Genomic DNA, 19,957 nt, shown 5'->3' with positions numbered 1-19,957 from the left:
CTCCTACCAGAGGCCTGTGCCGACGAGGCGAGGGGACTGCGCCTGCTCGACCTGCGCGGGGCAGTCACCCGCCGGGCGGTCACCGGCCAGCGCGCGAGCGATGATCGCGAAGACCTGCTCGGTCTCGATGAGGAAGGCGTCGTGGCCGTACGGGCTGTCGATGACGGCGAGCTCCCGGCAGGCCGGCGCGGTCGCGACCACCTCTCCGTCGGCCGGGGTGAAGAGGCGGTCGCTGGACACGACGGCCACCGTCAGCTCGGCGGTGATCCGCCGCAGCGCGGCCGCCACGCCGCCTCGGTCCCGCCCGACGTCATGGCTGTTCATGGCCTCGGTGAGGGTGAGGTAGGCGTTGGGGTCGAACCGGCGCACCAGCTTCCGGCCGTGGTGCTCCAGGTAGGACTGGACGGCATACCGGCCGCCGCGCAGCGGCTGCTCGCCCTCCTGGGCGTCGCCGCCGAAGCGCAGCGCCAGCTCGGTCGCCGAGCGGTAGGTCGTGTGCGCGATCTGCCGGGCGATCTCGAGCCCGGCGCGCGGGCCGGGGCCGGGGTAGTAGTCGCCGCCGTGGAAGGCCGGGTCGAGCCGGATCGCGTGCAGCTGCGGGACCGACCACGCGATCTGGTCCGCGCTCGCGGCAGCGCTCGCGGCGAGCACCACGCACCGCTTCACCCGACCGGGGAAGGTCGCCGCCCACTCCAGCGAGCGCATACCCCCGACCGAGCCACCGACGACCAGCGCGAAGGCGGGAATGCCCAGCCGATCGGCCAGCAGCGCCTCGGCCCGCACCTGGTCCCGGACCGTCACCCGGGGGAAGGAGCTGCCGTAGGGGCGCCCGTCCGGCGCGGCCGAGGACGGACCGGTCGTGCCGCCGCAGCCGCCGAGCACGTTGGGTGCGACGACGAACCACTCGTCGGTGTCCAGGGGGGCGCCCGGCCCGATGAGCCCCGGCCACCAGCCGCAGGTCGGCTGGCCCGGGCCGCGGTCCCCGACGACGTGGCTGTCGCCGGTGAGCGCGTGCAGGACGAGGACCGCGTTGCTGCGGTCGGCGTTGAGCCGGCCCCACGTCTGGTAGGTGACGCGCACGTCCTCGAGGACCTCACCCGACTCCAGGACCAGGTCGCCGACGGGCTGGGTGCGACGGCGGGTGCGCGGGGCGGGAGGGGGCTGCGCCGGCTCCGGGCCGGGGAGGGCGGCCATCTCAGGCGGCCTCGGGGTCGCGGCGGGCGGCGGAGGCGGCGGCGAAGCCGCGCTCCAGGTCGGCCAGGATGTCCTCGATCCCCTCGATGCCCACCGAGAGCCGCACCAGTCCAGGCGTCACCCCGGCTGCCGCCTGCGCCTCCGGCGTGAGCTGGGAGTGCGTGGTGCTCGCGGGGTGGATGACCAGGGAGCGCACGTCGCCGATGTTGGCGACGTGGCTGTGCAGCTCCAGCGCGGAGACGAAGGCGCGCCCTGCGTCGGCGCCACCCTCGATCTCGAAGGCGAGGACGGCGCCGGCACCGCCCGGCAGGTATGCCTGGGCGCGGGCGTGCGAGGGGTGGTCGGGGAGCCCGGCGTAGGCGACCGAGGTCACCTGCTCCTGCCCGGTCAGCCACTCCGCGACCCGCTGCGCGTTGGCGACGTGCCGCTCGATCCGCAGCGACAACGTCTCCAGACCCTGGGCGATGAGGAAGGCGTTGAACGGCGAGACCGCCGGGCCCAGGTCGCGCAGCAGCTGCACCCGGGCCTTGATGATGTAGGACACGTTGGCCCCGAGCACCCCGCCCTCGCCGAGCGCCTCGGCATACACCAGGCCGTGGTAGCTGGGGTCCGGCTCGGTGAAGCCGGGGAAGCGGCCCGGGTCGGCGCCGTAGTCGAAGCGCCCGGCGTCGACGATGACCCCCGCGATCGACGTGCCGTGGCCGCCGAGGAACTTGGTGGCGGAGTGGACCACGACGTCGGCGCCGTGCTCGATCGGGCGAGACAGGAAGGGTGTGGCGACCGTGTTGTCCACGATGAGCGGGACGCCGACCTCGTGCGCGACGTCGGCGAGGGCCCGGGTGTCCAGGACGTCGCTGCTGGGGTTGGCGATGGTCTCGCCGAAGAACGCCTTGGTCGTGGGGCGCGCGGCCGCCCGCCACTGCTCGGGGTCGGTCGGGTCCTCGACGAAGGTGACCTCGATGCCGAGCCGGGGCAGGGTGTGGGCGAAGAGGTTCTGCGTGCCGCCGTAGAGGCTGGGGGAGGAGACGACGTGGTCGCCCGCTCCGGCGACGTTGAGGATCGCCAGGGTTACGGCGGAGGAGCCGGAGGCCAGGAGCAGCGCCCCGACGCCGCCCTCGAGGTCGGCGATGCGGTTCTCCACCGTCTCGGTGGTGGGGTTGGTGATGCGGGTGTAGATCGGGCCCAGCTCGGCCAGCGCGAACCGGTCCGCGGCCTGGTCCGCGTCGTCGAAGACGTAGGAGGTGGTCTGGTAGATCGGCAGCGCCCGCGCGCCGGTCTGGGAGTCGGGGGTCTGACCGGCGTGGATCTGCCGGGTGCTGAAGTCGGTGTAGGTGGCCATCGTGTCTCGCTTCGCCGGAGGGGTGCAGGGTGGTCGATCACTCTGCTGAGCCCGCCTCAGCAGCGGGAGGGGATGGCACGGGACGACGGTCGCGTCGGCTGCGCATCGGCTGCGAGGGGTGGGCTCAGCAGCGGCGCATTCGGCGGGACCAGGTCGTCATGACGCCAGTGAAGCAGCAGGCGCAGGGCGAAGTCAATGCGCTGCAGGTATGACTTGAGGCAAGGTCTCCGCAATATCTTCGTCAGGATCTCACATCACCCAGGATTCTTTGCTTCATCAGGTGTCGGGCAGGAGAAGAATGACTCGTTCCAGGCATACCGCGGAATCGCACGATGGTGCAGAGTGGGTCAGAGGTCGACCGTCCCCTCCGGCTCCAGCGTGGCCAGGTCCGCGACGTGCAGGGTGTCCTCGCCGAGCACCCAGAGCTGGTCGTCGATGACGAGCGTGCGGCGCGCCCAGTCCCAGCCGGCCGCCGAGCTGCCGCCCAGCTGCAGCCGCGGGCCCTGGTCGAGCGCGGTCCCGTCCAGGCTCGCGGAGATCACGCCCGTCCACTCGCTCTCCTCGGTCCAGGCGTCGGCGGGCAGGAAGAGCTGCCCGGTCTGCGGCCAGTAGCGGAAGGCCCGGTGGTCGTGCTCGGCCTGCGAGTAGTGGTCCTTCCAGGTCTGCTTGGCGACCTGGGTCGGCGCGGCCGGGTCGGAGATGTCGAAGAGCGATACCTGCAGCCCGGTGGTCCGGCCCTGCTCGGTCGCGTCCTGTCCGACGCCGAGCAGGAGGTCCTCACCGACCGGGTGGAGGTATGCCGAGTAGCCGGGGATCTTGAGCTCACCGGTGACCTCGGGCGCGGTGGGGTCGGAGGTGTCGACGAGGTAGAGCGGGTCGGTCTCCCGGAAGGTCACGACGGCCGCGGTGTCGGCCGAGAGGTAGCGCACCGCGTAGATCCGCTCGGTCTCGCCGAGACCGTCGACGCGGCCCTGCTCGACGAGCCGGTCCCCCTCCTCGGCGAGCACGACGAGCGAGCTCGACGACGGTGTGCTGCCCCGCGCGTCGGTCGTGGTCGCGACGCGGATGACGCCGTCGGCCTCGTCCAGGCTGAACTGGTTGAGCATGCGGCCCTCGACCGACCCCGAGGCGACGTAGTCGGTGGAGCCGGGCTCGGTCAGGTCGAAGGTGTGCAGCGCGGTGCCGGCCGTCCCGGCGTCGCGGGGGAGCACCGCGTCGGAGCCGTCCGCGAGCGCCCACGCCTCCCACGGGCTGGTGGCGACGACGAGGCGGTCGGCGGAGGCATACACCGTGGAGCCGGAGGCGACGACGCCGGTCGCCGAGCTGACGTCGAGCTGGGACTGCGCCAGGTCGAAGGTCAGCACCGACATCGTCGACAGGCCGGAGAAGTCGGGCGGGCGGGCGATGTCCTCGCACGGCACGGCCCTGGTGGCGTCGGTGTCGTCGCCGCGGGTGCCCTGGATGGTCTGCAGGTGCGGCAGCCAGTCGTCGAGGGTCGAGGACTCGATGATCTCCCGGTTGCGCTCCTCCGCCTCGTCCTCTGCGGTGAGCGAGCTGTTGCGTGGTTGGGCCAGGGCCAGGCCCGGGGGAGGGGTGACCATGACCACCCGCGCGGTGCCGTCGTGCATCCGCGCCGAGCGGTAGTCACCCTCCAGCCGGATGGTGCCGCCCGCGGCGGGAGCGGTCGGGTCGGAGACGTCCACCAGCGTCACCACGGTGCGGACCGCCTCGAAGGCGGGGTAGGTGGACAGGCCGTCCATCGTCGGCAGCGGCGAGGAGCCGCCGCTCCACTCCCGGGTGAGCACCAGCACGCGGTCGTTCTCCCGGTCCAGCAGCAGCTCGGCCTCGGAGCCGGTGTCGCGGCCCGGGAGTCGGACCGAACCGACCTGCGCCGACGTGGCGACGTCGACGACCACCAGTCGCCCCGCGTGGGTGGTGACGACGATCTCGCCGTCGGTCTGCACCACGTCTGGCTCCTCGACACCCTCCTCCTGGTTGTTGGTGCCGGAGAAGTCGGTGCCCTCCTGGGCCGCGCCGGAGGCGGCGCTCTCCGCCGATCCCGCTGCCGAGTCCGCGGCGGCCATGTCGCCGGAGTCCTCCATCACCATGTCGTCGGCGCCGAACCAGCCTCCGCCGCCGAAGCCCCACGGACCCACCCGCTCCAGCGCGTGCTCCTGGAAGTAGTCGAGCAGCTCCTCGCACGAACCGAAGTCGGTGAGCTCGGCCGCGCCGGCGGCGGGCGGGGCGACGAGGTCGGCGGGGGAGCACGCCGCCAGCGCGAGCGGCACGGCGAGCAGCGGGGCGATGAGGGCGGTGCGGCGGCCTGACGTCGGTGTCATGGCGGTCTCCAGGCGGGAGAGGGCGGGGCTCGGCGACGAGTCTCGTCGGGGGTGGTGCTTCGGTCAGGGCTCTGACGCCGCGTCATCCTGCCCGGTTCCCCCGCCTCCCGAGGACCGACCGCGCACCCTGCGAGCAGAGTGCGCGGTCGGTCGGGTGGGGTGAGGGTGGGCTCAGCCGCGCCCGTCCCCGTCCCGTCCGGTATGCCCGTCGTGCCGGTCGTGCTCGTCGTGCCCGTCGTGGTCACGGGCGTAGTCCTCCAGGTGGCCCTCGGCGTGGGCGGCCACGAGCTCGGAGCGGCCGGGGTAGCGGACGTCCTCCACCACCTGCTGCATCAGCTCGCTGGGCTCCTCGGTGAACTGCGAGACGACGATGATCGTGATGAGGTTGAGGATCATCACGATCGTGCCGATGCCGGTCGCGGGGATGCCCCAGATCGGCTCGTTGCCGAAGAAGGTCGGCAGCGTCCACAGCTGGTAGAGCAGCGTCACGCCGAGCCCGACCGCCATACCGGTCGCGGCTGCCGTGGCCGTCGCCTTCTTCCAGAAGATCCCGAGGAAGAGGATCGGGAAGAAGGAGGCGGCGGCCAGCCCGAAGGCCAGCGCCACGACCTCGGCCACGAACCCGGGCGGGTTGATGCCGAGGTAGCCGGCGACGAGGATGGCCGCGGCCATCGCGATGCGACCGACCCGCAGCTGCTGGGCGTCCGTCGCCCGCGGGTTGACCTTCTTCCAGTAGATGTCGTTGGCCACCGAGCTGGAGATGACCAGGAGCAGGCCGGAGGCGGTCGACAGCGCCGCAGCCAGACCACCCGCGGCGACCAGCCCGACGATCGGGGCCGGCAGGCCCGCGATCTCCGGCGCCGCCAGGACGACGATGTCGTTGTTGATCGCCAGCTCGGTGCCCTCGCCGATCGCCCCGGCGACGTCGATGACGCCGTTGCCGTTGAGGTCCTCGGTGGTGATGAGGCCGACGTCGCGCCAGGTGTTGAACCACTGCGGGGTGTCCTCGATCCCGGACCCCGGGATCTGGGTCAGCACGTTGTACTTGCTGAAGGCGCCGACGGCGGGGGCGATGGTGTAGAGCAGCGAGATGAAGAACAGCGCCCACAGCGCCGAGTAGCGCGCCGCGCGCACCGACTTGGCGGTGTAGAAGCGGACGATGACGTGCGGCAGCCCCGCCGTCCCGAACATCAGGGCGGCGGTGATGAGGACCATGTTGACCATGGAGGTCTGGGTGAAGGCCTCGGTGTAGGCCGCGAGGCCCAGCTCCTGCTGCAGCTGGTCCAGCTCCCCGAGGATCTGGCCGAAGCCGATCTGCGGGAAGGGGTTGCCGGAGAGCTGCAGCGAGATCGCCACGGCCGGGATGATGTAGGCGATGATCAGCACGGAGTACTGCGCCACCTGGGTCCAGGTGATGCCCTTCATGCCGCCGAGCACGGCATACAGGAAGACGATCGTCATGCCGATGACGACGCCCCACGTCCGGTCGACGCCGAGGAACCGCTGGAAGACGACGCCGACCCCGGCCATCTGTCCGGCGACGTAGACGAAGGACACGACGAGCGCGCAGACGACCGAGACCAGCCGGGCGGTCTCGTTGTAGCGGTCGCCGACGAAGTCGGGCACGGTGTACTTCCCGAACTTGCGCAGGTAGGGCGCGAGGAGCAGCGCCAGCAGCACGTAGCCGCCGGTCCACCCCATGAGGAAGACCGAGCCGGCGTAGCCGTTCTGGCTGAAGGCGACGAGGCCGGCCATCGAGATGAACGAGGCGGCGCTCATCCAGTCCGCCGCGACCGCGGCGCCGTTCGCGGGCGCCGGGATGCCGCCGCCGGCGACGTAGAAGCCCGCGGTGTCCGAGACCCGGCTGCGGTAGGCGATCCAGATGTAGAACCCGAAGGTGAGGATGACGAAGACGAGCGTCCAGGCCTGGATGGTGCTCACTGGTGGTGCACCTCCTGCTCGTACTCGGTGATGCCGAACTCCGCGTCCAGCTTGTCCATCCGCCACACGTAGAACGCGATGAGGAGGACGAAGACGATGATCGAGCCCTGCTGGGCGAACCAGAAGCCCAGCGGTATGCCGAAGATCGAGACGGTGTTGAGGGCGTCGACGAAGAGGATCCCGGCGCCGAAGGACACCAGGGCCCAGATCACCAGCAGGACCGACATCAGGCGGACGTTGCGCCGCCAGTACTCACGCCGTTGGTCGACGTCAAGCATGGAGCCTCCTTGCTCTGCGGGACGTGTGGTCGGGGGACCACGCAACCGAAGCCCGGACGCCGCGGCAAGCACAGCGGTGGCGTGGTGCGCCGAACGGTGGACAGGGTGCGCCGAGCGGCACCGGGAGGAGGCCGGTGGTGGCATACAGTGCCCGCATGCGGTCGCGACGTGCCCCCGGTCAGGGCCGGCTCCTGCTCGCCGCCGGGATGATGGCGCTGGGCGGCTTCCTCCCCTGGGTCTACACCCACCTGGGGCCGGTGAGCGGCGCGGTCGGCGCGGGGCTGTGGGTCTTCTACGCCGGGCTCCTCGCGCTCGCGGGAGGGCTGCTGCCCGCCGCCCGGCTGCGGACGCTGGTGATCGGCCAGGCGCTGCTGTGCGGGGCGGTGGGGGTCGGGCTGCCGGTGTGGCAGGTGGTCTCGTTGCTGAGCCGGGTGGGGCTCCAGGGGTGGATGCCGGGGCCGGGCCTGGTGCTGAGCGCCTTCGGCGGGGTGCTGTGCCTCCTCGCGGCGCGGCAGCTGATGTCCGTGGTGCCGGCCGAGCCGGCGACCGCGGACTGACGTGGCCGATCTCGGACGGCTCCGCGAGCGGGTGCTCGATCTGGAGCACGAGCGCTCGCGGTGGCGCCGGCTGCGGCTCTCGCGCGAGCTGCTGCAGCCGCGCATCGACCGCGACCGCGCGCTGCTCGCCGAGCGCGAGCGGGCGTATGCCGCCGAGCAGGCGCACGTCGACCGGCTGCACGGCATCGGCGTGGCGCGGCTGCGGGCGATGCTCGACGGGACGCTGGACGAGCGTCGGGTCGAGGAGCTCGCCCAGGCGCAGGAGGCGGCGGCCCGGGTGGAGGAGATCCAGGCGAGGCTGGCCACGCTGGCACTCGAGGCGGACCGGCTCGACGGTGACATCGCCCTGCTCGGGGACCCCGAGACGGCCTACCAGGAGGCGCTCAGCGACCTCGTCCTCGCGTCGCGGGCACGCGGTCACCTCGGCGGTCGGTCCACGCGCGGGACTGCCGAGGAGGTCGTGGACCCCGAGAGGTCCTCGGCTGGGCCGAGCGGAGGCAGCGGCAGATCAGCCAGCGGGCCGAGGTCGACGTGGTGCTCCCCGTCGCCCGGCAGCTGGTGGCCGAGCTGGAGCGGGTGCACCGGCGCATCCCGGTCGTGGCGGCCGGGATCGAGGCGTCGGTCTCGATGGCCGACCCGCACGGCGGGCTCTACTGGTTCGACGGGCTGCGCGCGGTGCGGCGCCAGGTCGCCGCCGCCGACGAGGTCGTCGGGCACCTGCGCGACGAGCTCGCGGCCTCGGACCTGCCGGAGGTCGCGGTGCCGGACCTGGCGGACTTCCCGGCCGGTGACGGGCGGTTCTTCGACCCGCTGAGCGCCGAGGACCTCACCGCCCGGGTCGACGAGGCGGTCGCCTGGGCCGCGGACCGCCTGGCCGCTGCGCAGGCCCTGGTCGAGGAGCTCGTCGACCTGCGCACGCGGCTCGTGGACGCCTGAGCGCGCCCGCGCACGACGGCGCCGGTCGGACACGAGGTCCGACCGGCGGGGCCACCCAGAGGGTGACGAGGAGTCCCTGCCTCGTCAGCCGGTGGCCTCCTCGCGCCGGGCGGAGAGCCGGCCCCAGGCCCAGTAGCCCGCGGCGGCCAGGACGGCGACACCGAGGAGCTCGGGCAGGATCGCCGCGAGGAAGGACAGGCCGCCGCCGAGCACGCCGAGCATGGCGAACCCGCCGAGGGCCAGGACGATGAGCGAGCGGCCGCGGCCGTGGCGCAGGCCCTGCTCGACGTGGGTGCTGCCGGTGCGGTCCGGCAGCACGGTCCAGGCGATGAGGTAGATCCCGATCCCCACGCCGCCGAGCAGCGCCACGAGCACGGCGGCGGCGCGGACGGCGACCGGGGCGACCCCGAGCCGGTCGGCGACGGTGGCGCAGACACCGCCGAGGACGGCCTGGTCGGTGCGGCGGGCGGGGAGGCGGCGCAGGGCGGCATACGTGCCGTCCAGGGAGCCGGAGCGCTCCTGCTGCGCGGCGGGCTGCGGCAGGATCGGGGGGAGGTCGGAGGTGGGTGCGGAGCTGGGGTTCTCGTTCATGACATCAAGGTTGCCGCGCGGCGCCGGTCCGGTGGAGCCGGTGGACCACCGGACCTGGTCGGGGGTTATCCCCCCTCGGAGCGCGAGCAGATCGCGGGTCGCCCGGCGATTCTCACCGGCATCCCATCACCGGCGCCTACGGTGGGGCGCATGCCTGTCGCGCGACGCAGCCGCACCCCGCGTGCGGTGCTGATCCTTGCGCACGCACGGGACCGGGGGGCCGTGACGGCGGCCCGGGCGCTGCGTCGGGCGGGGTGGCGCGTCGGGCTCGGCTCGAGCCGGGCCGACGGCGGGCTGGCCGGCGCCTCCGACGCGGTCCACGCCCTGCACCCGGTGCCCCGTCCGAGCGGCGAGCAGGGCGCCTTCCTCCGGGGTCTGGGGGCGGCTCTGGCCGAGGGCCGCTACGACGTGGTGGTCGGCTCGGGAGACGACTGGATGGCGGCCCTCGCGCACCACCGCGAGCGACTGGCCGCGACGGTCGCGCACCCTGCCGCCGCGGTGGTCGCCGCCGGCATGGACAAGCTCACCCTGCACCGGATGGCGCAGGACGCCGGGCTGGCGACCCCGGCGACCCGCACGCTGGCACCCGAGCCCTGGCAGGAGGTCGCGCTGCCGGTGGTGGTCAAGAACCGCCGCCACTGGACGCCCCACCACGACCGGCGGCACCGGATCGAGACAGCGGTGTGCCGCACGTCGGCCGAGCTCGAGCGGCACCTGCTGGCCTTCGCCTCGGAGCACGACGAGCCGGTCCTGCAGGAGCCCGTGGACGGCGTCCTGTCGGCCCTCATCGGGGTCGTGCACGAGGGCAGGCTGACGGGTCGGGTCCAGCAGGTCTCCCCGTGCGTCTTCCCGACCCCCTCCGGCGCCTCGGCCCGGGCCCGCACCGTGCCGGTCGACCCGGTGCTCGCCGAGCGCTGCGAGCTGCTGCTCGGCCGGCTGGGGTGGAGCGGCCTGGTGGAGCTGCAGTTCCTGGTGGGGCGAGACGGCGTCCACCGGCTCATCGACCTCAACGGGCGCTTCTTCGGGTCGCTCGCCCTGGCTGAGGCCGCGCGGCCCGGGCTGGTGGACGCGGGTCTGCGCGCGGGCGCCGGTATGCCCGTGCCCGAGCTCGCGGCCGGGCGACCCGGGATGCGTTACCAGTGGCTGCCGGGTGATCTGCGACGGGCTGTCCAGGAGCGTCGGGGCGGGGTCGTCGCGGACGTCCTCGGCAGCCTGCGGTGGGGTCTGGGTGCGCGCCACAGCGTCGCCGACCCACGCGACCCCGGGCCGGTGCTGCGGCTCCTCGCCGGCCGGCTGCTGGCGGAGCCGACGGAGGTGGTCACCGCGCCGTCAGCGGCGCACGAGCTGTCGCGCGACCTCCAGCGCCACGAAGCGCTCCGGCGCCCGCAGGACCGCCAGGGCGAGCTGGTAGCCGAGGGCGGCGGTCACCAGGACCAGCAGGGCCGTGGCCCAGACAGGTTCGGGGTCTATGGCGCCGACGGCGAGGCGGGCCAGCAGCGTCGCGGCCAGCAGCGCGAGAGCGGCGCGGCCTAGCAGCAGCGCACTGGCGCGGACCGGCACGAGGTGGTGCCGGGAGGCCGCCCACCACCCGGTGAGGGTGGCCGCCACGAGCAGCGAGGCCGAGGTGGCGATGACGATGCCGGCGACCCCGAGGACGGGAGCGAGCACGAGGTCGCCCACCACGTTGACGACCATCACGACCGCCCCGATCGCGACGGGGCCGCGGGTGTCACCCACGGTGTAGCAGGCGCTGACGAGCACCTGCCGGCACGCGAGGGCCAGCAGTCCCGGCACGAACCACAGCACGGCCACGGCGGTCAGCCGCACCGCGTCGGCGTCGAACGCGCCGCGGCCGAAGGCGAGGGTCACCACCGGGACGGGCGCGACGAGCAGCACGACCGCGACCGGCCCGAGCAGGGTGAGCGACACGGCCAGCCCGCGGTGCACCAGCCGGCGCAGCCGGGCGCGACCGTCGTCCTGCGCGGCGGCCGCCGCCATCGCGGGGTAGAGCGGTGCCACCAGCGCGGCCACGACGAGCATCTCCGGCAGGTTGACCAGCCGCCAGCCGAGGAAGACCGCCGAGACGGCGCCCTCGCCCACCGTGGAGGCCACCGCCCGGTCGACGAGGGTGTTGACGTTGAGCATCGCCTGACCGAGCACGAGGGGCGGCAGCAGCGCCGTGATCTCGCGCACGCCGGGGGAGTCGCCGCGCAGCCGTGGCCGGACCGGCCAGCGGTGCCGGACGAGGGGCACGAGCTGCAGCGCGAGCCGGGCCAGGGAGCCGACGAGGAAGCCCACCGCGAGCGCGACGACCCCGATGCGGGGGCCGAGTAGCCCCGCGCAGCCGATCATCACCAGGTTGAAGGGGACGCCCTGCAGCGCGCCCCACCGGAAGACGCCGTGCGCCTGCGCCTGAGCGACCAGCAGGTCGGTGGCCGCGACGACGACCGTGGTGACCAGGACGATCCGGGTCAGCAGCACCAGCAGGTCCGCCGCCTCGCCGGTCAGGCCGGGCGCCAGCAGGCGCGACACCGGCGCCGCGGCGATGCCGAGGGCCACGCTCAGGGCCCCGATGCCGACCAGCGCGGGGTCAGGACGACGTCGAAGGTGCGGTGGCCGCGGCATACCTCCTCACCGTCGGCCTCCCGGGCCAGCACCGGCGTGCTGGCGCGGGTCAGCGAGGTGCCGAGCAGCCCCAGCACGATGTTGGCCAGGCCGAGCGCGACGAAGTAGGCGTCGAGCTGCGGACCGGCGCCGTAGACCGCGGCGATGACCGCGTCCCGGACGAAGCCGAGCAGTGTGGAGACGCCGGTCAGGCCGGAGACGAGCAGCGCGGCACGGCCGATGCTCGGTCGGGTCACCACCCGGCCGCCCCGCGCCGTCGGCTCAGAGGTTGATCATGTGCCCGGCGATGCCGTGGACGGCCTCCTTGACCGCCTCGCCCAGCGTCGGGTGGGCGAAGACGACGCGCGACATCTCGTCGGCGGTGAGGTCCCAGGTCTGCGCCAGGTTGAGCACCGGCAGCAGCTCGGTGACGTCCGGGCCGATCATGTGCGCGCCGAGGATCTCGTTGTACTTCGCGTCCGCGACCACCTTGACGAAGCCGACGCTCTCGCCCTGGCCCATCGCCTTGCCGTTGGCCGAGAAGGGGAACTGCGCGGTCTTGACGTCGTGCCCGGCGTCCTTGGCCGCCTGCTCGGTCATCCCCATGGAGGCGATCTGCGGGTGGCAGTAGGTCGCGCGCGGGATGAAGGTGTAGTCCAGCGGCATCGTCTCGGCGCCGGCCAGCGTCTCGGCGGCGATGATGCCCTGGGACTCGGCGGTGTGCGCGAGCATGAGCTTCGCGGTGACGTCACCGATGGCATACACGTTGTCGACGTTGGTGCGCAGGTAGTCGTCGACCGCGATGGCGCCGCGGTCGGTGAGCTCCACGCCGGTCGTCTCGAGGCCGAAGCCCTCGACCCGCGGGGCGAAGCCGATCGCGGAGAGCAGCTTGTCGGCCTCCAGCGTCTGCGAGTCGCCGCCGTCGGCGGGCGTCACGGTGACCTTGACCCCGTCGCCGGTGTCCTCGACGTTGTCGACCTTGGTGCTCGTCATGATCTTCACGCCGAGCTTCTTGTACTCCTTGGCCAGGGTCTTGGAGATCTCCGGCTCCTCGAGCGGGACGATCCGGTCGAGGAACTCGACGATGGTCACGTCGACGCCGTAGTTGGCCATGACGTAGGCGAACTCGACACCGATCGCGCCGGAGCCGGCGATGACGATCGAGCCGGGCAGCTCCTCGTCGAGGATCTGCTCCTCGTAGGTCACGACGTTCTTGCTCACCTCGACGCCCGGCAGCATCTTGGTCACCGAGCCGGTGGCCAGGATGAGGTGGTCGAAGGTCAGCTGCGTGGAGTTGCCGTCCTCGCCCTCGACGTCCATCGAGGTCGCCGAGGTCAGCGTGCCCCACCCGTCCACCTCGGTGATCTTGTTCTTCTTCATGAGGAAGTGGACGCCCTTGACGATGCCCGCGCTGACCTTGCGGCTGCGCTGGTGGGCCGGGGCGTAGGACATGGTCGCCTCGCCCTCGATGCCGTAGAGGTCCTTCTCGTGGTGGAGCGTGTGCGCCAGCGCGGCGTTCTTCAGCAGCGCCTTGCTCGGGATGCACCCGACGTTGAGACAGACCCCGCCCCAGTACTGCTTCTCGACGACGGCCACCTTCTTGCCCAGCTGGGACGCGCGGATCGCCGCGACATACCCGCCGGGGCCGGCGCCCAGGACAACAACGTCATAGTGATCGGCCATGGGCTCACACTAATGCCACGCCCGGGGGCGCCGCCCCCGGGTTCCCCCACGCCCGGGGGCTCCGCCCCCACGCCCGGGGGCTCCGCCCCCGGGTCCCCCCACTCCGCCCGGGGCTCGCTTCGCTCGCTCGTTCCCGTCGTTCCGGGCAACCAGGCTCGCTGCGCTCGCGGTCGCCCGGGGTCAGTCCTCGACGATCTCGCCCTCGGTGATCTCCTCGGGGTCGTCGTGGTCCTCGGGCCCCTCGTCCTGCGACTCGTCGCGGGCGACCTCGGCCTCGGCGAGCAGGCGGTAGAGGTCGCGCCGGGTGCGGTCGAGCAGGTCGGCCGCCTCCTGGTTGAGCTCGACCTGGCCGGACTGGCCCACCGCCTGGGTGGCCATCGCCACGCTGCCCAGGGCCTTCCACAGCGTCCCGGCGCTGCTGCGCTGCTCCCGGCTTCCGTGACCGCCGTGTCCACCCCGCCCGTGGCCGCGATCCCGGTGGCCGTGCCGCTCGCCCCGCCCGCGCTGGTCCGCCCAGGGGTCGTCCGGCTCCTCGCCGCCGGCCCAGCCCTGCGGGGGCAGGTCCTCCGCGGCGGCGCGACCGGCCTCGGTGAGCTCGTAGGCGCGGCGCCCGTCGACCTCGGTCTGGGAGACCAGGCCCTCGTCCTCGAGCTGGGCGAGCGCGGGATAGATCGCACCGGAGCTCGGCCGCCACGCGCCGCCGGAGCTCTGCTCGATCTCCTGCATGAGCTGGTAGCCGTTCATCGGCTCCCGCTGCAGCAGGTGCAGCACCGCGTTGCGGACGTCGCCGCGGCGCGCCCGACGCGGGCCGCCCTGGGGGCCGAAGCCCTGCGGACCGAAGGGGCCGCCGCGCCGGCCGCGGCCGCCGGAACCGTGCGGACCGAAGGGCCCGCCCTGCTGGCCGAAGACCTGGCCGAGCAGGCCGTGGGGTCCGAAGATCTGGTCGTCGAGGTTGCCGAAGCCACCGAAGTTCTGTCGAGACGTCATGTGCGTCCCCTCTCTCGTCGCTGGCGCGGAGGCCCCGCGCGTCATACGGAAAGACTAACAAGATGTGTCTCGTCATGGCAACGACATATCGTTATCTGTATGAGTGTGCGTCCGGTCACATACCTATGCACGGGGTTGACGCGGCGGCATCCGAGGAGGTTGTATGTCCTCCATGCAGTGCTTCGTTCTCGTACTCATTACCTAGGGACGCGCCGTCGGCCGATCCTCGCCATCGACGCGTCCTCCCCTCGCCAGCCCACCGGGCCGAGGGGTTTTTTGTTGCCACTGCCCACACCACCGGACGTCAGGACCCACCCCATGACCGCCACCCACATCCCCGACGGGGCCACCACGACCGCTCCCGGCGATACCGGCGGCACCTCGACCGCCGCCGAGCGCAGGACCGGCGCCGAGGCGCTCGTGGGCACGCTGGAGCGGCTCGGCGTCGAGCACGTCTTCGGGCTGCCGGGGGGCGCGGTGCTCCCGCTCTACGACGCGCTCTACGGCGCGAAGGTCCGCCACATCCTGGTGCGGCACGAGCAGGGCGCCGGCCACGCCGCGCAGGGGTATGCTGCCGCCACCGGTAAGGTCGGCGTCTGCCTGGCGACCTCCGGGCCGGGGGCGACCAACCTGGTCACCGCGCTCGCCGACGCCAACATGGACTCGGTGCCGATGGTCGCGATCACCGGCAACGTCGCCAGCACCGCCATCGGGTCGGACGCCTTCCAGGAGGCGGACATCCGGTCGATCTCCATGCCGGTCACCAAGCACTCCTTCCTCGTCACCGACCCGGACGAGATCGCGGCCACCGTCGCCTCGGCCTTCCACATCGCCTCCACCGGACGCCCCGGCCCGGTGCTCGTCGACGTGACCAAGGACGCCCTCGTCGCCGCGGCCGACGAGTCGATGCTGCAGCTGCCTATGCCGGGCTACCGCACCCCCAGCAGCCCCGCCCCCGAGGCGGTCCGCGACGCCGTGGAGCTCATGCTCACCGCGCGCCGGCCGGTCCTCTACGTCGGCGGCGGCTGCCTGCGCGCGGGCGCCTCCCAGCAGGTCCGCGACCTGGCCGAGCTGACCGGCATACCCGTCGTCACGACGCTCATGGCCCGCGGCGTCTTCCCGACAGCCACCCCCAGCACATGGGGATGCCCGGGATGCACGGCAGCGTCTCGGGGGTCGCGACGCTGCAGAAGTCCGACCTCATCGTCAGCCTGGGCGCGCGCTTCGACGACCGGGTGACCGGCGCCAAGCACACCTTCGCCCCGGACGCGACCATCGTCCACGCCGACATCGACCCGGCCGAGATCGGCAAGAACTTCCCCACCGAGGTCGGTCTCGTCGGTGACGCCCGCGAGACCATCGACCTGCTGCTGACCGAGTGGACCCGGCGCACCGCCGCCGGCGCGACCCCGCAGCACGAGCGTGGGTGCGGCGCTGCCGCTCCTGGAAGGAGCGCTACCCGCTCGGCTACGACGCGCCCTCGGATGGCGCCCTCGCACCGCAGCTGGTCATCGAGCGGCTCGGGGCGCTGTCCGGGCCGGACACCGTCTTCCGCCGGCGTCGGCCAGCACCAGATGTGGGCCAGCCAGTTCATCTCCTACGACGAGCCGCGGCGCTGGCTCAACTCCGGCGGTCTCGGGACGATGGGGTATGCCGTGCCCGCCGCCATGGGCGCGAAGGTCGGCCGCCCCGAGGCCACCGTCTGGGCCATCGACGGCGACGGCTGCTTCCAGATGACCAACCAGGAGCTCGCGACCTGCTCGGTCGAGGGGATCCCGATCAAGGTCGCGATCATCAACAACGCCGCGCTCGGCATGGTCAAGCAGTGGCAGGCGCTGTTCTACTCCGAGCGGTTCAGCCACAGCCAGCTGCCCCTCCATGCAGGTGCCGGACTTCGCCACGCTCGCCACGGCCTACGGCTGCGTCGGGCTGCGGTGCGACCGCGCCGAGGACGTCGACGCCACGATCGAGGCGGCCATGGCGGTCGACGACCAGCCGGTCGTGGTGGACTTCCGGGTCAGCCAGGACGCCATGGTCTGGCCGATGGTGGCCGCCGGCACGAGCAACGACGACATCCAGCACGCCCGCGACGTGCGTCCCGACTTCGGGGAGGACGAGTGACCCTGCTGTCCGACTACCCGCCCCGCGACGCCGACGTCCCGACGCCGGCCCCCGCATACCGACCCCACACCACCCAGCACCACCCGACGAAAGGCACCACCATGAGCGACGCTGCTCGTACCCGTCACGCGCTGTCCGTCCTGGTCGAGAACAACCCCGGCGTGCTCGCCCGGGTCTCCGTCCTCTTCGCCCGGCGCAACTTCAACATCGACCACCTGGTCGTCGGGCCGACCGAGGACAACAAGGTCTCCCGCATGACGATCGTCGTCAACGTCAACGCCGAGCAGCTGCACAAGGTCACCAGCCAGCTCGACAAGCTCGTCGAGGTCATCCACATCGAGGAGCTCGAGGACGCCGACGCGATCCGCTCCAAGCTCTGGCAGATCAACGACAACGGTCCGCGCCCGGTCGGCGCGATGGCCGCCGCCGCCTTCTGATCACGTGCTGGGGGCTTCGCCCCCCGCATGCCCCCCAATTGCACGTGCTGGGGGCTTCGCCCCCCGCATGCCCCCCAACCGCGAAGACCTCGCTTCGCTCGGACGCACTGTCTGTTCCGGCGAACCAGGCTCGCTGCGCTCGCGGTTCACCGGGGCTCCGCCCCTCCACCCACCGCCCGACTCACCACCTACCCCACAGGAGAACTCCAGCTCATGGCCACGATGTACTACGACGACGACGCCGACCTCTCGCTGATCCAGAACCGCACGGTCGCCGTCCTCGGCTACGGCAGCCAGGGCCACGCCCACGCGCTGTCGCTGCGCGACTCCGGGGTCGACGTGCGCGTCGGGCTCGCCGAGGGCAGCAGCAGCCGGGCCAAGGCGGAGGCCGAGGGCCTGCGCGTCGTCACGCCCGCGGAGGCGTGCGCCGAGGCCGACCTCGTCATGGTGCTCGTCCCGGACCACGTGCAGCGCCTGGTCTACCGCGACGCGATCGAGCCCAACCTGCAGGAGGGCGACGCGCTCTTCTTCAGCCACGGCTTCAACATCCGGTTCGGCTACATCGAGCCGCCGGCCGGGGTCGACGTCTGCATGGTGGCGCCGAAGGGCCCGGGGCACCTCGTCCGCCGCGAGTACGTCGACGGGCGTGGCGTGCCGGTGCTCGTCGCGGTCGAGCAGGACGCGTCCGGCCAGGCCAAGGAGCTGGCGCTGTCGTACGCCTCCGCGATCGGCGGGCTGCGGGCCGGCGGCATCGAGACGACCTTCACCGAAGAGACCGAGACCGACCTCTTCGGCGAGCAGGCGGTGCTGTGCGGCGGCATGAGCCAGCTGGTGCAGTACGGCTTCGAGACGCTCACCGAGGCCGGCTATCAGCCGGAGGTGGCCTACTTCGAGTGCCTGCACGAGCTCAAGCTCATCGTCGACCTGATGTACGAGGGCGGCATCGCCAAGCAGCGCTGGTCGGTCTCCGACACCGCGGAGTACGGCGACTACGTCTCCGGTCCGCGGGTCATCGACCCCTCGGTGAAGGAGAACATGCAGGCGGTGCTCGAGGACGTGCGCAACGGCGCCTTCGCGGACCGCTTCATCTCCGACCAGGACAACGGGCGGCGCGAGTTCGAGGAGCTGCGGGCCAAGGGCGCCGCCCACCCCATCGAGGAGGTCGGCAAGGACCTGCGCGGCATGATGGCGTGGGTCAAGGGGCACGAGGCCGACGGCGACTACGTCGAGGGGTCGGCCGCGCGTGGCTGAGGTCGACGTCAAGCCGCGCTCCCGGGACGTCACCGACGGCCTGGAGAAGACCGCCGCCCGCGGGATGCTGCGGGCGGTCGGGATGGGTGACGACGACTGGGCCAAGCCGCAGGTCGGCGTCGCCAGCAGCTGGAACGAGATCACCCCCTGCAACCTCTCGCTGGAGCGGCTGGCGGGGGCGGTCAAGGACGGCGTGCACGCGGCCGGCGGCTACCCGCTGGAGTTCGGCACGATCTCGGTCTCCGACGGCATCTCCATGGGGCACGAGGGGATGCACTTCTCCCTCGTCTCGCGCGAGGTCATCGCGGACTCGGTCGAGACCGTCATGTCGGCCGAGCGGCTGGACGGCTCGGTGCTGCTCGCCGGCTGCGACAAGTCGCTCCCGGGCATGCTCATGTCTGCGGCCCGCCTCGACCTGGCCTCGGTCTTCGTGTATGCCGGGTCGATCCTGCCCGGCATCGCCAAGCTCTCCGACGGCTCGGAGAAGCAGGTGACGATCATCGACGCCTTCGAGGCGGTCGGCGCCTGCTCGCGCGGTCTGATGAAGCGCGAGGACGTCGACGCGATCGAGCGGGCGATCTGCCCCGGCGAGGGGGCGTGCGGCGGGATGTACACCGCCAACACGATGGCGGCCGCCGCGGAGGCGCTCGGGATGTCGCTGCCCGGCTCCGCGGCCCCGCCGGCCACCGACCGTCGGCGCGACGGCTTCGCGCGGCGCAGCGGCGAGGCGGTCGTCGGGATGCTGCGGCACGGCATCACCGCGCGGCAGATCCTCACCCGCGAGGCCTTCGAGAACGCCATCGCGGTGACGATGGCCTTCGGCGGATCCACCAACGCGGTGCTGCACCTGCTGGCGATCGCCCACGAGGCGGAGGTGGAGCTCTCGCTCGACGACTTCCGCCGGATCGGCAGCCGCGTCCCGCACCTGGCCGACGTCAAGCCGTTCGGGCAGCACGTGATGGTCGACGTGGACCGGATCGGCGGCATACCGGTGGTCATGCAGGCGCTGCTCGACGCCGGGCTGCTGCACGGGGACGTGCTGACCGTCACCGGGCGGACCATGGCCGAGAACCTCGCCGACCTGCAGGCCCCGCCGCTGGACGGCACGGTGCTGCGGCAGATGGACGACCCGATCCACGCGACCGGCGGGCTGACGATCCTCGAGGGCACGCTCGCGCCCGGGGGAGCGGTGGTCAAGTCGGCGGGCTTCGACTCCGACGTCTTCGACGGGACCGCGCGCGTCTTCGACGGCGAGCGGGCCGCCATGGACGCCCTCGAGGACGGCACCGTCGCCGCCGGTGACGTCGTCGTCATCCGCTACGAGGGCCCCAAGGGTGGGCCCGGTATGCGGGAGATGCTCGCCATCACCGGCGCGATCAAGGGCGCCGGGCTCGGCAAGGACGTGCTGCTCATCACCGACGGCCGCTTCTCCGGCGGGACCACCGGGCTGTGCGTCGGGCACATCGCGCCCGAGGCCACCGAGGGCGGTCCCATCGCGCTGGTGCAGGACGGGGACCCGATCACCCTCGACGTGGCGAACGGTCGCCTCGACCTGGGCGTGGACGAGGCCGAGCTGGAGCGCCGCCGGGCGTCCTGGTCGGCCCCCGAGCCGCCCGAGCGCGCCCGCCGCGGCGTCCTGGCGAAGTACGTCGCGCTCGTCCGCTCGGCCTCCGAGGGCGCCGTCACGCACTGAGGGGGC

The 19,957-nt window shown here is 72.7% G+C and carries 15 protein-coding genes and 2 pseudogenes; 7 read left to right on the top strand and 10 right to left on the bottom strand.

Features of this window, described 5'->3' with window-relative positions; all coding sequences use genetic code 11:
- Positions 1–3: 3 nt before the first annotated feature.
- From metX to FU792_RS13655, 5 genes are all read right to left on the bottom strand, one after another.
- Positions 4–1,194, bottom strand: a complete 1,191-nt coding sequence (metX, locus tag FU792_RS13675) for a homoserine O-acetyltransferase MetX (protein WP_022925898.1) — start codon at positions 1,192–1,194, stop codon at positions 4–6.
- 1 nt (position 1,195) lies between these two features.
- Entirely contained in the window at positions 1,196–2,533 is a 1,338-nt protein-coding gene (locus FU792_RS13670; protein WP_022925899.1) for a bifunctional o-acetylhomoserine/o-acetylserine sulfhydrylase, read from the bottom strand.
- A gap of 347 nt (positions 2,534–2,880) precedes the next feature.
- A complete protein-coding gene (locus FU792_RS13665) occupies positions 2,881–4,872 on the bottom strand; it encodes a beta-propeller domain-containing protein (protein WP_022925900.1) in 1,992 nt (663 codons plus the stop codon).
- Between the two features lie 171 nt (positions 4,873–5,043).
- Entirely contained in the window at positions 5,044–6,813 is a 1,770-nt protein-coding gene (locus FU792_RS13660) for a sodium:solute symporter family protein (protein ID WP_238705996.1), read from the bottom strand.
- Positions 6,810–7,091 (bottom strand): DUF4212 domain-containing protein, encoded by a 282-nt coding sequence (locus tag FU792_RS13655; protein WP_022925902.1) that lies wholly within the window; start codon positions 7,089–7,091, stop codon positions 6,810–6,812. Before FU792_RS13655 ends, FU792_RS13660 begins: the two co-directional genes overlap by 4 nt.
- A gap of 155 nt (positions 7,092–7,246) precedes the next feature.
- Between FU792_RS13655 and FU792_RS13650 the strand changes: the two genes are divergently transcribed.
- Both FU792_RS13650 and FU792_RS13645 read left to right on the top strand, forming a co-directional pair.
- Positions 7,247–7,648, top strand: coding sequence for a hypothetical protein (locus FU792_RS13650; RefSeq protein ID WP_033419053.1), 402 nt, complete (start codon positions 7,247–7,249; stop codon positions 7,646–7,648).
- Between the two features lie 534 nt (positions 7,649–8,182).
- Entirely contained in the window at positions 8,183–8,584 is a 402-nt protein-coding gene (locus FU792_RS13645; RefSeq protein ID WP_161600260.1) for a hypothetical protein, read from the top strand.
- A gap of 84 nt (positions 8,585–8,668) precedes the next feature.
- Here the strand turns inward: FU792_RS13645 and FU792_RS13640 are convergent, their stop codons facing one another.
- Positions 8,669–9,175 carry a PspC domain-containing protein gene (locus FU792_RS13640; RefSeq protein ID WP_022925905.1) on the bottom strand — a complete coding sequence of 169 codons (507 nt, stop codon included), beginning with the start codon at positions 9,173–9,175 and terminating at the stop codon, positions 8,669–8,671.
- Positions 9,176–9,325: 150 nt separating this feature from the next.
- On the opposite strand from FU792_RS13640, the gene FU792_RS19330 reads away from it, so the two are divergent.
- A complete protein-coding gene (locus tag FU792_RS19330) occupies positions 9,326–10,708 on the top strand; it encodes an ATP-grasp domain-containing protein (protein ID WP_028131185.1) in 1,383 nt (460 codons plus the stop codon).
- Between the two features lie 21 nt (positions 10,709–10,729).
- On the opposite strand, the pseudogene FU792_RS13630 reads toward FU792_RS19330, so the two are convergent.
- From FU792_RS13630 to FU792_RS13620, 4 genes and pseudogenes are all read right to left on the bottom strand, one after another.
- Positions 10,730–11,800: pseudogene (locus tag FU792_RS13630) on the bottom strand (lipid II flippase MurJ); the annotation flags it as partial.
- The gene (locus FU792_RS18115; RefSeq protein ID WP_238705994.1) at positions 11,737–12,036 is read right to left on the bottom strand and encodes a hypothetical protein; all 300 of its coding nucleotides are present in this window, start codon (positions 12,034–12,036) and stop codon (positions 11,737–11,739) included. The gene FU792_RS18115 and the pseudogene FU792_RS13630, both read right to left, overlap by 64 nt.
- A 25-nt stretch (positions 12,037–12,061) precedes the next feature.
- Entirely contained in the window at positions 12,062–13,462 is a 1,401-nt protein-coding gene (lpdA, locus tag FU792_RS13625) for a dihydrolipoyl dehydrogenase (protein WP_022925906.1), read from the bottom strand.
- A 180-nt stretch (positions 13,463–13,642) separates the two neighbouring features.
- Positions 13,643–14,449, bottom strand: a complete 807-nt coding sequence (locus tag FU792_RS13620; RefSeq protein WP_022925907.1) for a PadR family transcriptional regulator — start codon at positions 14,447–14,449, stop codon at positions 13,643–13,645.
- Positions 14,450–14,548: 99 nt separating this feature from the next.
- On the opposite strand from FU792_RS13620, the pseudogene FU792_RS13615 reads away from it, so the two are divergent.
- From FU792_RS13615 to ilvD, 4 genes and pseudogenes are all read left to right on the top strand, one after another.
- Positions 14,549–16,567: pseudogene (locus FU792_RS13615) on the top strand (thiamine pyrophosphate-dependent enzyme); the annotation flags it as partial.
- A gap of 104 nt (positions 16,568–16,671) precedes the next feature.
- Positions 16,672–17,007: an acetolactate synthase small subunit gene (gene ilvN, locus FU792_RS13610; RefSeq protein ID WP_081480635.1), complete on the top strand. Its 336-nt coding sequence runs from the start codon at positions 16,672–16,674 to the stop codon at positions 17,005–17,007.
- 213 nt (positions 17,008–17,220) lie between these two features.
- Positions 17,221–18,258, top strand: a complete 1,038-nt coding sequence (gene ilvC, locus FU792_RS13605) for a ketol-acid reductoisomerase (RefSeq protein WP_022925910.1) — start codon at positions 17,221–17,223, stop codon at positions 18,256–18,258.
- Positions 18,251–19,951 carry a dihydroxy-acid dehydratase gene (gene ilvD / locus FU792_RS13600; RefSeq protein ID WP_022925911.1) on the top strand — a complete coding sequence of 567 codons (1,701 nt, stop codon included), beginning with the start codon at positions 18,251–18,253 and terminating at the stop codon, positions 19,949–19,951. Before ilvC ends, ilvD begins: the two co-directional genes overlap by 8 nt.
- Positions 19,952–19,957: the final 6 nt, after the last annotated feature.

The sequence above is a fragment of the Serinicoccus marinus DSM 15273 genome (assembly GCF_008386315.1).
Lineage (GTDB): Bacteria > Actinomycetota > Actinomycetes > Actinomycetales > Dermatophilaceae > Ornithinicoccus > Ornithinicoccus marinus.
The sequence above is the reverse complement of the archived record's forward strand: the minus strand, read 5'-3'. Positions and strand labels throughout refer to the sequence as shown.

Bases quoted from the DNA above. Each gene is read 5' to 3' on its own strand.
- FU792_RS13620 (WP_022925907.1), bottom strand. From the start codon at position 14,449: ATGACGTCTCGACAGAACTTCGGTGGCTTCGGCAACCTCGACGACCAG.
- metX (WP_022925898.1), bottom strand. From the start codon at position 1,194: ATGGCCGCCCTCCCCGGCCCGGAGCCGGCGCAGCCCCCTCCCGCCCCG.
- FU792_RS19330 (WP_028131185.1), top strand. From the start codon at position 9,326: ATGCCTGTCGCGCGACGCAGCCGCACCCCGCGTGCGGTGCTGATCCTT.
- lpdA (WP_022925906.1), bottom strand. From the start codon at position 13,462: ATGGCCGATCACTATGACGTTGTTGTCCTGGGCGCCGGCCCCGGCGGG.
- FU792_RS13650 (WP_033419053.1), top strand. From the start codon at position 7,247: ATGCGGTCGCGACGTGCCCCCGGTCAGGGCCGGCTCCTGCTCGCCGCC.
- FU792_RS13640 (WP_022925905.1), bottom strand. From the start codon at position 9,175: ATGAACGAGAACCCCAGCTCCGCACCCACCTCCGACCTCCCCCCGATC.
- FU792_RS13665 (WP_022925900.1), bottom strand. From the start codon at position 4,872: ATGACACCGACGTCAGGCCGCCGCACCGCCCTCATCGCCCCGCTGCTC.
- ilvC (WP_022925910.1), top strand. From the start codon at position 17,221: ATGGCCACGATGTACTACGACGACGACGCCGACCTCTCGCTGATCCAG.
- ilvN (WP_081480635.1), top strand. From the start codon at position 16,672: ATGAGCGACGCTGCTCGTACCCGTCACGCGCTGTCCGTCCTGGTCGAG.
- FU792_RS13670 (WP_022925899.1), bottom strand. From the start codon at position 2,533: ATGGCCACCTACACCGACTTCAGCACCCGGCAGATCCACGCCGGTCAG.
- FU792_RS13655 (WP_022925902.1), bottom strand. From the start codon at position 7,091: ATGCTTGACGTCGACCAACGGCGTGAGTACTGGCGGCGCAACGTCCGC.